The sequence below is a fragment of the Kitasatospora sp. NBC_00070 genome (assembly GCF_045041205.1).
In the GTDB taxonomy this organism is placed as follows: Bacteria; Actinomycetota; Actinomycetes; order Streptomycetales; family Streptomycetaceae; genus Kitasatospora.
On record NZ_CP108247.1, the window covers coordinates 4,752,443 to 4,764,895 of the forward strand.

Consider the following 12,453-nt stretch of genomic DNA (forward strand, 5'->3'; position numbering starts at 1 on the left):
CGCCCACGCGGCGGAGCCGCACATCAGCAGAGCCCCGAGCCCCTGACTCCGTAGCGGGCTGAGCAGTTGCAAAAGGTTGTGGGAGTCACACCGGTGGCCGGTTCCGGTTAGTGGGCGTTCACCGCTATCGTCCGGGGCATGTTCGCCGCCTATGCAGCCCGAATCGATGCCGACGACCCGCTCGGTGCGCTGGAGTTGGGGGAGTTGCCGGAGCCCGTGGCCCGGCCGGGGTGGAGTGTGGTGACGGTGAAGGCCGCCACCCTGAACCACCATGACCTGTGGTCGCTGCGGGGGGTGGGGCTGCCCGCCGAGCGGCTGCCGATGATCCTGGGCTGCGATGCGGCCGGTGTCGACGAGCACGGCAACGAGGTGGTCATCCACTCGGTGATCGGGCAGAGCGGGCACGGGGTCGGCCCGGACGAGCCGAGGTCGATCCTGACCGAGCGCTACCAGGGGACCTTCGCCGAGCGGGTCGCCGTACCGACCTGGAACCTGCTGCCGAAGCCGGCCGAGCTGTCCTTCGCCGAGGCGGCCTGCCTGCCCACCGCGTGGCTGACGGCCTATCGGATGCTGTTCACCAAGGCGGCCGCCCGGCCGGGCCAGACCGTGCTGGTCCAGGGGGCCGGCGGCGGGGTGGCGACCGCGCTGATCGTCCTGGGCAAGGCGGCCGGCCTGCGGGTCTGGGTGACCGGCCGGGACGAGGCCAAGCGGGCCCGGGCCCTCGGGCTCGGCGCCGACGCCGCCTTCGAGAGCGGTGCCCGGCTGCCCGAGCGGGTGGACGCGGTCATGGAGACGGTCGGCGCCGCCACCTGGTCGCACTCGGTGAAGGCGCTCAAGCCCGGCGGCACCATCGTGATCTCCGGCGCCACCTCGGGCCCGAGCCCGAAGGCCGCCGAGCTGAACCGGATCTTCTTCCTGGAGCTCAACGTCCAGGGCTCCACCATGGGCACCAAGGACGAGCTCGCCGCGCTGCTCGCGCTCTGCGCCAACTCGGGGGTGCGCCCGGTGGTCGACACCGTGCTGCCGCTCACCGAGGCCCGGGACGCGTTCGCCCGGCTGGCCGAGGGGGACGTCTTCGGCAAGCTGGTCCTGACACCGTGACCTGACGAAGGGGCGGTACCCGGATCCGGGTACCGCCCCTTCGTCGTCCGGCTAGCGGTTCAGCGCGCGGCGCAGCTGCTCGGCGGCCGCCGCCAGGACGTGCTGGGCGGAGCCGAGCTGAGCGGGCGTCACCCCGGTGTCCCGGGCGGTGTCGCGGACCTGGTCGCGGAGGCGGTCCAGCAGGCGCTCCAGCTCGCGGGCCGGGTCGGCGGCGGGGTCGACGGCGGCCCAGGCGGGGAGGTCGGCCGGGGGCTTGCCGAGGTCGACCCGGTCCTGGTCGAGCTTCTCCAGGTCCATCGCGTCCAGGTCGATCCGGTCCAGCCGGACCTCCTCGGCCGGGGCGCCGGGCGCGTGGCCCCACTTGGCGGCGTCGGCCAGGCCGGCCAGCGAGCGGGTGAGTTCGGAGATCCCCTCGGCGATCCCGGCGGTCCAGTCGCCGCCGGCCGCCGCGTCCTTGACCTGCTGCTCGATCCGGCGCTTGATCCGCAGCGCCTCCTGCTGCGCGGCCGTCCGGGAGGCCTTGGCCTCCGCCCGCAGCCGACGGGCCTCGTCCTCGGCGGCCTTGGCCTTCTGCTTGGCCGCCCGCTCCTGCTCCTTGGCCCGCTTGGCCTGCTCCTTGGCCTGTGCCTTGAACTGGACGAACTCGTCCTTGGCGCGCTGCCAGGACTCCTTGTCGCCCCACGGGCCGGCCCACGGGTCGCCGCCGTCCTCGAACTTGGGGCACGGAGCGTCCTTGGCGGCGCCCCAGAGCTCGGCCCGCAGGTCCTTGGCGCTGTCCCGGACGTCCTCCCGGATCGCCCCGGCGAGCTGGGCCACCGACTCCCGGATCTCCACCTCCAGCTCGGCCAGCTCGCTCTGCCGGGCCGCCAGTTCGGTCCGGCCGGCGTCGGTGAGCCGGTAGACCTTGCGCCCGCCCTCGGTGCTGTGCGCGACCAGGCCCTCCTGCTCCAGCTTGGCCAGCCGGGGGTACACGGTGCCGGCCGAGGGGGCGTACAGGCCCTGGAAGCGCTCCTCCAGCAGGCGGATCACCTCGTAGCCGTGCCGGGGGGACTCGTCCAGCAGCTTGAGCAGGTACAGGCGGAGTCGGCCGTGGCCGAAGACGGGGGTCATGTCAGCTCTCCTGGGTGGTGGTGTCGGTGGGGGCGGCGGGAAGCTCCTTGACCAGGTCGATCCGCTCGGCCTCGGCCTCCGGGCGGCGCTGGACGGTGACGGCGCCGGAGACGGTGGTGACCTGGAGCCGGCCGGTGCCGGAGCCCAGCTGGCCGGAGAGCTTCCGGGTGCCCCAGCTGCCGCTGACCGTCAACTCCTCGAAGGTGCTGGAGAGTTCGCCGCCGGTGCTGCCCAGCTCGACCTTGGTGTCGGCCTGCGAGGGCAGCCGGACGGCGACCGGGCCGCTGACCGTGTTCACGTGCAGCTCGGTGGGGGTGGTGGTGTCCACGTCCAGGGTGACCGAGCCGCTGACCGACTTGGCGACCAGCTTGTCGCCCGACCCGGCGACCACGGTGAGGTGGCCGGAGACCGTGTTGACCCGGAGTTCGCCGGCCACCGACTGGGCGTTCACGTCGCCGGAGACGGTCTTCACGTCGGTGCGGCCGGTAAGGCCGACCAGGGTGGTCTCGCCGCTCGCGCCGTGCACGGTGACCGGGCCGGTGACCCCGGAGACGGTGGTGTCGGCGGAGACCGAGCCGAGCTTGACCTCGGAGCCGGCCGGCACGGTCAGCGAGACCACGGCCACCGCCTCGCGCTTGCGGCGCAGCCCGCTGAAGAAGCTCTTCACGGTCTCCAGCGACTTGATGGAGTCGGTGAGCTCGCTCCAGGCGAGGTCCGGGTAGGTCACGGTCAGGATCCCGTTCTCCAGGGTGACCTGGAGCGGGTCGCCCTTGAGCTCGGTGATCTCCAGGCGGGCCGGCCCCTCGGCGGTGACCACGTTGACCGCGCCCGCCACCACTCGTACGTTGAGGGTGCCGACCGGCTCGTCGAAGGTGATGCTGTCAGGCTCGCTGACCGTCCACTTGCCCATGATCTGTCCCGCCTCCCGTTCGTCGGATCGCGATGTATCGCGTCTCCCTGAACAACACGATATATCGCGTGACGGCGAAGTCAAGGTGCCCTCGGGGGAACCTCAGGGTCGTCTCGGGGGTGCGTCGGGGAAAGGCGAGGGCCCGCCGGCAGCTGCCGGCGGGCCCTCGGTCGGGCTGTGCTCAGTCCTCGTCCTCGTCGTCGAGCCTGGCCAGCCAGGTGGCCAGCCGCTCGACCGGGATCTCGAAGTCCGGGTTCAGGTCGACGAACTCGCGCAGGCGCTCGGCCAGCCACTCGAAGGTGACCTCCTCGTCGCCGCGTCGGCTCGTCAGCTCCTCGATGCCGCGGTCGGTGAAGTACACGGTGTGCTCCGGTCGGTTGGGGTGTGACCGGCCCAGGATAGTCCGGGCCGCCGGTCAGCCCTGGAACCGGTAGTAGCTCAGCGAGCAGGTCGCCCGGCCGTCGCTGTCGCCGAGCTTCACCACCCGGAGCACCGCCACCGAGCCGGTGTCCCGGGACCGGACGCAGAACGAGCGCCCCGGCGGCACCTGGTCGAACTTGACCGAGCCGGCGGCCGGCTCGCTCTCCACCCCGAGGGCGCAGTCCCCCGGCCCGAGCCGGCCGGTGCCCCGGCCGACGAAGACGTCCGAGTCGCCGTGCACCCGGAACTCCGGGCCCAGGGTGGTGACGTTCCAGGACGACTGGCCGCTCGGCACCACCTTGCCGTCGTCCAGGTCGAACTCGTAGTCCCCGGCGGGCGGGATGGTCAGCTGCCGGTCGCGGTAGACCGCGGCGTACGGGCCGTCGTCCCCGGACTCCGGCCAGAGCGTGAGGCCGGCCGTGACCACGACGGCCAGTGCCAGGCCGCCGACGAGCAGTGGCCGGTTCCACCACCGGCCGGCGGGCCGGGCGGCCGGCGGCGCGGGCGGCGGTCCGTACCCACCGGGTGGCGGTGGCGCGAGCGGTCTCGGCGGGGCGGCGACGGGCGCGGTGGCCGGGGCGGTCGGCGTCGGGGTGAGCGGGGGCGGCGGGACGGGCGTGGTCCGCGGCCGGGGCGGGGCGGTCGGCGGTGGCGGCCGCAGCAGCGCCGAGCGCCGGGCGATCTCCAGCGTCACCGGATCCGGCAGCCAGTTCTCGGTGAACCTCAACTCCCCGCCCATCAGCGGGTGTTCGCGAGCGGCCCGGATCAGCTCGGCCGGCGTGGGCCGGCCGTCCGGCTGCTTGGCCAGGCAGGCGGCCAGCAACGGCCGCAGGCTGTCCGGCAGTTCGCCGAGCTCGGGCTCCTCGTGTACCACCCGGTAGAGCACCGCGGTGTCCGGGCCGTCGCCGAACGGCAGCGCGCCGCTCAGCACGTACGCGGCCAGCGCGCCCAGCGCGAAGACGTCGGCGGCCGGCGTCACCGGCAGGCCGCGGACCTGCTCCGGGGCCATGAACGGCGGCGAGCCGATCATCGACCCGGAATCGGTCAGCACGGTCGAGTCGGCGGCCCTGGCGATCCCGAAGTCGATCACCCGCGGCCCGTCCGAGGCCATCAGCACATTGGCCGGCTTGAGGTCCCGGTGGACCACCTCGACCCCGTGGATCGCCTGCAGTGCCTCGGCGATCCCGCCGATCAGCAGCAGCACGGTGTGCACCGGCAGCGGCCCGTGCTCCCGGACCACCTGCTGGAGCGAGGGCCCCGGCACGTACGTGGTGGCCAGCCAGGGGGTCGGGTCGTCCGGGCCCGCGTCGATCACCAGCGCGGTGTAGAGGCCGTGGATCCGCCGGGCGTTGGCCACCTCGTGCCGGAACCGGCGGCGGAACTCCGGGTCGGCGGCGAACTTCCGCCGGACCACCTTCACCGCCACCGGCCGCCCGCCCGGCGTGTACGACAGGTAGACCCGCCCCATCCCGCCGGCCCCGAGCCGGGCCGCCAGCCGGTACCCGCCGACCTCGCGCGGGTCGTCCGCGGAGAGCGGCTGGAACACCGAGTCCGTGGTCATGCGAAGGCTCCCCCGAAGAAGTCCGCCCAGTAGGTGCCACGAACATACGGCAGCGGCAGCCGACTTGGGCCGCTCTTTCGGGATGAGAACGACCATGGGCCCCGCCCCACCGCCGAAGCGGGGGACGGGGCCCATGGCCACCGACGGATCGTCAGATGGTGAAGATCTCGTCCAGCAGGCCCTGCTGCTCGGCGGCGTGCCGCTTGGCCGAGCCGACCGCCGGGGCGGACGAGGCGTTGCGGGCGACCCGACGCAGTCGGGCGGCACCGGCGCTGCGGCCGATCACGACCTGGAGGTGGTCCACCAGGTTCATCGCGATGAACGGCCAGGCACCCTGGTTGGCCGGCTCCTCCTGCGCCCAGACGAACTGGACGTCGTCGCCGTACTTGGCCAGCTCCTCCTGGAGCTCGGCCACCGGCAGCGGGTAGAGCCGCTCGACCCGGACGATCGCGGTGTCGGTGACCCCGCGCTCGGTACGGGCCGCCTCGACGTCGTAGTAGAACTTGCCTGCGGTGATGACCACCTTGCGGACGTTCGCCGGGTCGACGGTGGTGTCACCGATGACCGGGCGGAACGAGCCGGAGGTGAACTCCGCCGCCGCACTCGCCGCCGCCTTCAGACGCAGCATCGACTTCGGGGTGAAGACGATCAGCGGCTTGTGGTGCGGGTTGTGCGCCTGCCAGCGCAGCAGGTGGAAGTAGTTCGACGGCAGGGTCGGCATCGCGACCGTCATGTTGTCCTGCGCGCACATCTGCAGGAAACGCTCCGGACGCGCGGACGAGTGGTCCGGGCCCTGGCCCTCGTAGCCGTGCGGCAGCAGCAGGGTGACGCCGGAGTGCTGGCCCCACTTCTGCTCGGCGGAGGCGATGTACTCGTCCACCATGGTCTGCGCGCCGTTGACGAAGTCGCCGAACTGCGCCTCCCACATGACCAGCGCGTTCGGGCGGGTCAGCGAGTAGCCGTACTCGAAGCCCATCGCCGCGTACTCGCTGAGCAGCGAGTCGTAGACGGTGTAGCGGGCCTGGTCCTCGGTCAGGTACAGCAGCGGGGTGTAGTCCTCGCCGGTGACCCGGTCGATCAGCACCGCGTGGCGCTGGCCGAAGGTGCCGCGACGGCTGTCCTGGCCGGCCAGCCGGACCGGGTGACCCTCCATCAGCAGCGAGCCGATGGCGAGCGTCTCGCCCATCGCCCAGTCGATGGTGTTGTCCTCGACCGAGGCGGTGCGGCGCTGCAGCTGCGGCAGCAGGCGCGGGTGCACCGTCAGCCACTCCGGCAGGTTGCTCTGCGAGGCGGCGATCCGCTTGACCATCTCCGCGGAGATGCCGGTCTGGATGTTGACCGGGAAGTCCGCCTGCGGCTTGCCGCTGGCGGCCGGGGTCTGCGCCGAGGCGGCGTCCCTGACCTCGGAGAAGACCTTCTCCAGCTGGCCCTGGAAGTCCTGGAGCGCCTGCTCCGCCTCTTCCATGGTGATGTCGCCGCGACCGATCAGACCCTCGGTGTAGAGCTTGCGCACCGAGCGCTTCTTGTCGATCAGGTCGTACATCAGCGGCTGGGTGAACGACGGGTTGTCGGCCTCGTTGTGACCGCGACGGCGGTAGCAGATGAGGTCGATCACGACGTCCTTGTGGAACTCCTGACGGAACTCGAAGGCCAGCCGCGCGACGCGGACCACGGCCTCCGGGTCGTCGCCGTTCACGTGGAAGATCGGCGCCTCGATCATCCGCGCCACGTCGGTGCAGTACATCGACGAGCGGCTGCTGGCCGGGGCGGCGGTGAAGCCGACCTGGTTGTTGACCACCAGGTGGATGGTGCCACCAGTGCGGTAGCCGCGCAGCTGCGACATGTTCAGGGTCTCCGCGACGACGCCCTGGCCGGCGAAGGCCGCGTCACCGTGGATCTGGATCGGCAGCACCGGGAAGGTGGTGCCGCCCTGGTCCAGCACGTCCTGCTTGGCGCGGACGATGCCCTCGACCACCGGGTCGACGGCCTCCAGGTGCGAGGGGTTGGCGGCCAGCGAGACCTTGATGGTCTCCCCGTCCAGACCGGTGAAGGTCCCCTCGGAGCCCAGGTGGTACTTGACGTCGCCGGAGCCGTGCATCGACTTCGGGTCGAGGTTGCCCTCGAACTCGCCGAAGATCTTGCCGTACGGCTTGCCGACGATGTTCGCCAGCACGTTCAGCCGGCCGCGGTGGGCCATGCCGATCACGGCCTCGTCGAGACGGTGCTCGGCCGCCGCGTCGATGGTCGCGTCCAGCAGCGGGATGAGCGACTCGCCGCCCTCCAGCGAGAAGCGCTTCTGGCCGACGTACTTGGTCTGCAGGAAGGTCTCGAACGCCTCGGCCGAGTTCAGCCGGCGCAGGATGCGCAGCTGCTCCTCGCGCTCCGGCTTCGCGTACGGCTTCTCCAGGCGCTCCTGGATCCACTTGCGCTGCTTCGGGTCCTGGATGTGCATGTACTCGATGCCGACGGTGCGGCAGTACGAGTTGCGCAGCAGGCCGAGGATGTCGCGGAGCTTCATCATCTTCTGGCCGCCGAAGCCGCCGACCGCGAACTCGCGCTCCAGGTCCCACAGCGTCAGCCCGTGCTGGACCACGTCCAGGTCGGGGTGCTTGCGCTGCTTGTACTCCAGCGGGTCGGTGTCGGCCATCAGGTGACCGCGGACCCGGTAGGAGTGGATCAGCTCCATGACGCGCGCGGTCTTGTTGACCTCGTCGTCGTGGGTGGTGGCGACGTCGGTGGCCCAGCGGACCGGCTCGTACGGGATCCGCAGCGACTCGAAGACGTCGTCGTAGAAGTTGTGCTCGCCGAGCAGCAGCTGGTGGATCGTCCGCAGGAACTCGCCCGAGGCCGCGCCCTGGATGACCCGGTGGTCGTAGGTCGAGGTCAGGGTCATGATCTTGGAGATGCCCAGCTTGGCCAGGGTGTCCGGGGACGAGCCCTGGAACTCGGCCGGGTACTCCATCGCGCCGACGCCGACGATGGTGCCCTGGTTCTGCATCAGGCGCGGCACGGAGTGCACGGTGCCGATGCCGCCCGGGTTGGTCAGCGAGACGGTGACGCCGGTGAAGTCGTCCATCGTCAGCTTGTTGGCGCGGGCCCGGCGGACGATGTCCTCGTAGGCCATCCAGAAACCGAGGAAGTCGAGCGTCTCGGCCTTCTTGATCGCCGCGACCACCAGCTGGCGGTCGCCGTTCGGCTTCACCAGGTCGATGGCGAGGCCGAGGTTCACGTGCGCGGGCTTGACCAGGTAGGACTTGCCGTCCTCCACCTTGTAGCTGTGGTTCATGCCTGGGCTGGCCTTGATGGCCTGGACCAGGGCGTAACCGATCAGGTGGGTGAAGGAGACCTTGCCGCCACGGGCGCGCTGCAGGTGGTTGTTGATGACGATGCGGTTGTCGATCAACAGCTTGGCCGGCACGGCACGCACCGACGTCGCCGTCGGGACCTCCAGGGAGGCGTCCATGTTGGTGGCCACGGCCTTGGAGGGGCCGCGCAGCGGGATCAGCTCAGGGCCCGACCCTGCGGCCGGCGCGGCAGCAGCCGCGGGGGCCGCCTTCGGCGCGGGCGGCGCGGCCGGGGCCGCTGCCAGTGGCGCAGGCGCCGGCTGGACCGGCGCGGCCACGGGGGCGGCGGCCGGTGCAGCGGGGGCGGGCGCCGCCTGAACAGCAGCAGGGGCAGGGGCGGCAACGGCGGTCGGCGTGGGGCCGACCTGGGTCGCGGCCTGGGTCACTGGAGTCACCTCGGTACCGGGCTTGTAGTCGGCGAAAAAGTCCCACCAGGCTCGGTCGACCGAGTTCGGATCCTGGAGGTACTGCTGGTAGATCTCGTCGACGAGCCACTCGTTGGGGCCGAAGCCAGTGGAGCTTGCCGAGCTGACGGGGGTTTCAGGGTGTGGCGACACGGGGCAAACCGCCCTCTTCCGCTTCCTTTTGGGATGGTGGACAGCGGGGATTAAGGCTACGCCTACGATCACTGATCGCGCAGTCCCCCAGGGCCAGGCGTCGCCCAGATCACAGTGCCGACCGGTATTTTGGCCGAAACTGTGCGTTAGAAAGTTCCAACGACGGGGAAGCGATCGCCTCCCGAAGCGGTGGAAATCCCCTCAAGTACGGACATTACCGCAGGTCAGTGCAGGCGCGCCGGATCTGCTGCAGTCCCCGCCGCGGGAATGTCCCAGTTCGGTGACAACTCCTGCTCGGACGGTACCCCGCCGGGGAGCGCGACCACGATCCGGCAGCCCCGGGCGGTCTCCGCCACCCCGATCCGGCCGCCGTGCAGATCGACCGCCCAGCGGGCGATGGCCAGGCCGAGACCGGTGCCGCCGTCGCTGCCCGGGCCCAGCGCGGTGGCGGTGCCGCTGCGGCCGAACCGCTCGAAGACCCGCCCCCGGTCCTGCTCGGGGATGCCGGGGCCCTGGTCCTCCACCTCCAGCAGCAGCGCGCCGGGCCCCTCGCCGGCCGTCGCCCGGACGGTCACCGTGCCGCCGGTGGGGGAGTGCTTGCAGGCGTTGTCGACCAGGTTGGCCACCACCTGGTGCAGCCGCTCGGGGTCGGCCACCGCGGCCAGCTCCGGCGGGCGGACCTCCAGCGCCAGCCGGACGTCCTCCCGGCGGCCGTACGCGCCGCCGGCCGTCGCGCCGTCCACGGTGAGCCCGCGCAGCACGCCGCCCAGGAACGGCCGGACCTCGAACCGGCGGGCGTCCAGCGGCACCACGCCGTCGTCCAGCTTGGACAGGTCGAGCAGGTGGCTGACCAGGCGGCCGAGCCGCTCGGTCTGCTCCAGCGCGGCGCCGAGGGTCTTCGGGTCGGCCTGGACCACGCCGTCGACCACGTTCTCCAGCACGGCGCGGAGCGCGGCGATCGGCGTCCGCAGTTCGTGCGAGACGTTGGCGATCAGCTCCCGGCGGTGCCGGTCGGCGGCCTCCAGGTCGCCGGCCATCTTGTTGAAGGTGGCGGCCAGCTCGCCGATCTCGTCGCGGGAGTTGACCTCCACCCGGCTGCTGTAGTCGCCCTCGGCCATCGCCCGGGCGGCGGCGGTCATGTCGCGCAGTGGCGCGGTCAGGCCGTGGGCCAGGAACTGCATGAAGAGCAGGGAGGCGATCATCGAGAAGATCATGATGATCCGGATCTGGGTCTCGGACCGGATCGCGACCACCACCATCAGGCTGGCCAGGAAGACCGAGACGATCACCAGCAGGGTCAGTTTGCCCTTGATCGACCGGACCGGGTCCAGCGGTCTGATGTCGGCCCAGAGCCGACTGCCGGCCCGGCTGAGCAGGCCGCGGCGGGCCGGATCGCCGGCGCCGCGCGAGGTGCCGTTGCGTTGCTGTGGAAAGGTCATGTCGCCTCTGCGTCGTCCCCCCGCGAGACTCGCCGGCCGAGCTGACGAAGCGTGGGCCCCCCGGTGGCCCGGCTTCGCACCCCGACTAGGAGAGCGGTGCTTCCAGGGCGTACCCGACGCCGTGGACGGTACGGATCCAGCTGGCGCCGATCTTCCGGCGCAGCGCCTTCACATGGCTGTCCACGGTGCGGGTGCCCGAGGCGTCGGTCCAGTCCCAGACCTCGGCGAGCAGCTGCTCACGGGTGAGCACCGCACGCGGCTGGGCGGCCAGGCAGGCCAGCAGGTCGAACTCGGTCGGCGTCAGGTGGACGTCGCCACTGCCGATCCGGACCCGGCGCTGCACGTGGTCGATCTCCAGCTCGCCGAACCGCAGGCTGCCCAGCGCGGGCGTCCGGGCGGCCTGCTGGGCCCGCTCGACCCGGCGGAGCAGCACGTTCACCCGCGCCGCCAGCTCGCGCATCGAGAACGGCTTCGTCATGTAGTCGTCGGCACCGACCCCGAGGCCGACCAGCAGGTCGGTCTCGTCGTCCCGGGCCGTCAGCATCAGTACCGGCACCGGGCGCTGGGCCTGGATCCGACGGCAGACCTCCAGGCCGTCGAAGCCGGGCAGCATCACGTCCAGCACCACCAGGTCGGGCTGCCAGGTGTGGAAGCCGTCGACCGCGCCGGGGCCGTCGTGCGCCACCGCCACCTTGAAGCCCTCGGCACCGAGCCGGGCCGCGATGGACTCCGCGATGGTGGGCTCGTCCTCGACGACGAGTACTCGTCGCTGAGTGCTCACCGCTGCGCTGCTGTTGATCGTCTCTTGCTGAATGTCAGTCACGGTCACGCCACCGCCCCCAGGGCTGCGGCCCGGCTGCCTGTGGGGACAGCGGGGTCCGCTCGTAGTCGTCTTGGTTCCGTCGTGACGGACCTGTGTCAGGCCCGTCGAGGTCACCCGGACCGTCCGCCGAGGTCTCGGGTTCCGAAGGGGTGCACGGGTGTGGTCCGTGTACCGCTCGGCTCTGTTCGCAGCGTACGGACACCGCGAGCATCCCGGCAGGTGAACCGGACACAACCGGCCGGTGGGCCGGTGCCGACCCTGCCGGGGATGAGGCACGGGGCGATACCTTACCGGGCGAAAATATCGCCCGTAACGGTGCGTATGCCGTCGAAGGGATGGCAGACTCCTCAGCACAGCGGCTACTTGTCCGTAAACAAAGGGATGGTCCGGACCAAGGGGTGTCCCGGTTCGAACCAAGTTCACAGCGGATTCACAGCGGGCTCCCAGAACCGCGAAGTACCGTGAGCACGACAAGTGACATGGTGGCACGAGTCAGGTGGTGGGTGGAATGGCAGATCTTCGGTCGCGGTTGCGGAGTTCCGTGCCCACGCCGCGCCGCAACCCCCTCGCACTCGGGTATCTCGCCGTGCTGCTGGCCACCACGCTGTTCGCCCGGTTCGGCGACGCCGACCTGGTGGACCGCCTGCAGGCGTTCTCCAGCTCGGACGCGCACAACCTGCTGGACCATCCCGTCCGCTCGCTGCTGCTGAGCGGGCTCTGGGTGGCCGGGCCGGTCTGGATGCCGTACTTCTGGGCCTTCGCCCTCACCGTCGCGCCGCTGGAGCGCCGGATCGGCGCCCGGCGCACGATCGGCGTGCTGGCCACCGGGCACGTGCTGGCCACCCTGCTCTCGCAGGCCGCCGTCGGCCTCGCGGTCACCTCCGGCCGGCTCGCCCCCGACGCGCTGGACAGCGTGGACATCGGCGTGAGCTACGCGGTGCTGGCCAGCCTGGGCGCGCTGGCGGCGCTGCTCCCCGGGCGGGCCCGGCCGGTGGTGCTGACCGGTGCGGTCGCGATGACGGGCTATCAGTTCCTCTCCGAGTCCGAGCTCGTCAGCCGGGTCGGCCACCCGTCCGCCCTGCTGATCGGGGTGGCCGTCGGCCACTGGCTGCGCGGCGGCTCCGACCGGGGTCTGCCGGTGCGGCGCCTGGTCCGCCGGCTCGCGCCCTCGCGGGCCTGACTCCCCGA

General features: G+C 71.6%; 9 protein-coding genes. 2 read left to right on the forward strand and 7 right to left on the reverse strand.

What is annotated here, in order from left to right; genetic code table 11:
• Positions 1–138 precede the first annotated feature (138 nt).
• Positions 139–1,101 carry a zinc-binding dehydrogenase gene (locus OHV05_RS21935; protein ID WP_405019182.1) on the forward strand — a complete coding sequence of 321 codons (963 nt, stop codon included), beginning with the start codon at positions 139–141 and terminating at the stop codon, positions 1,099–1,101.
• Between the two features lie 51 nt (positions 1,102–1,152).
• On the opposite strand, the gene OHV05_RS21940 is transcribed toward OHV05_RS21935, so the two are convergent.
• The 7 genes from OHV05_RS21940 to OHV05_RS21970 form a co-directional block, all read right to left on the reverse strand.
• Entirely contained in the window at positions 1,153–2,211 is a 1,059-nt protein-coding gene (locus OHV05_RS21940) for a PadR family transcriptional regulator (protein WP_405019183.1), read from the reverse strand.
• 1 nt (position 2,212) lies between these two features.
• Positions 2,213–3,121 (reverse strand): DUF4097 family beta strand repeat-containing protein, encoded by a 909-nt coding sequence (locus OHV05_RS21945; protein WP_405019184.1) that lies wholly within the window; start codon positions 3,119–3,121, stop codon positions 2,213–2,215.
• A 181-nt stretch (positions 3,122–3,302) separates the two neighbouring features.
• The gene (locus OHV05_RS21950; RefSeq protein ID WP_350662506.1) at positions 3,303–3,482 is read right to left on the reverse strand and encodes a DUF6104 family protein; all 180 of its coding nucleotides are present in this window, start codon (positions 3,480–3,482) and stop codon (positions 3,303–3,305) included.
• A gap of 54 nt (positions 3,483–3,536) precedes the next feature.
• Positions 3,537–5,102: a serine/threonine-protein kinase gene (locus OHV05_RS21955; RefSeq protein ID WP_405019185.1), complete on the reverse strand. Its 1,566-nt coding sequence runs from the start codon at positions 5,100–5,102 to the stop codon at positions 3,537–3,539.
• A 151-nt stretch (positions 5,103–5,253) separates the two neighbouring features.
• Positions 5,254–9,003 (reverse strand): multifunctional oxoglutarate decarboxylase/oxoglutarate dehydrogenase thiamine pyrophosphate-binding subunit/dihydrolipoyllysine-residue succinyltransferase subunit, encoded by a 3,750-nt coding sequence (locus OHV05_RS21960; protein WP_405019186.1) that lies wholly within the window; start codon positions 9,001–9,003, stop codon positions 5,254–5,256.
• A 224-nt stretch (positions 9,004–9,227) separates the two neighbouring features.
• Positions 9,228–10,442, reverse strand: a complete 1,215-nt coding sequence (locus tag OHV05_RS21965; protein ID WP_405019187.1) for a sensor histidine kinase — start codon at positions 10,440–10,442, stop codon at positions 9,228–9,230.
• 85 nt (positions 10,443–10,527) lie between these two features.
• The gene (locus OHV05_RS21970; protein WP_403034853.1) at positions 10,528–11,265 is read right to left on the reverse strand and encodes a response regulator transcription factor; all 738 of its coding nucleotides are present in this window, start codon (positions 11,263–11,265) and stop codon (positions 10,528–10,530) included.
• A gap of 541 nt (positions 11,266–11,806) precedes the next feature.
• On the opposite strand from OHV05_RS21970, the gene OHV05_RS21975 reads away from it, so the two are divergent.
• Complete coding sequence (locus OHV05_RS21975; RefSeq protein ID WP_405019188.1) at positions 11,807–12,445, forward strand: rhomboid-like protein; 639 nt, start codon at positions 11,807–11,809, stop codon at positions 12,443–12,445.
• Positions 12,446–12,453: the final 8 nt, after the last annotated feature.

What these genes read in the sequence shown, in the direction of transcription:
- OHV05_RS21935 (WP_405019182.1), top strand. Translation starts at nt 139, where the DNA reads ATGTTCGCCGCCTATGCAGCCCGAATCGATGCCGACGACCCGCTCGGT.
- OHV05_RS21940 (WP_405019183.1), bottom strand. Translation starts at nt 2,211, where the DNA reads ATGACCCCCGTCTTCGGCCACGGCCGACTCCGCCTGTACCTGCTCAAG.
- OHV05_RS21945 (WP_405019184.1), bottom strand. Translation starts at nt 3,121, where the DNA reads ATGGGCAAGTGGACGGTCAGCGAGCCTGACAGCATCACCTTCGACGAG.
- OHV05_RS21955 (WP_405019185.1), bottom strand. Translation starts at nt 5,102, where the DNA reads ATGACCACGGACTCGGTGTTCCAGCCGCTCTCCGCGGACGACCCGCGC.
- OHV05_RS21965 (WP_405019187.1), bottom strand. Translation starts at nt 10,442, where the DNA reads ATGACCTTTCCACAGCAACGCAACGGCACCTCGCGCGGCGCCGGCGAT.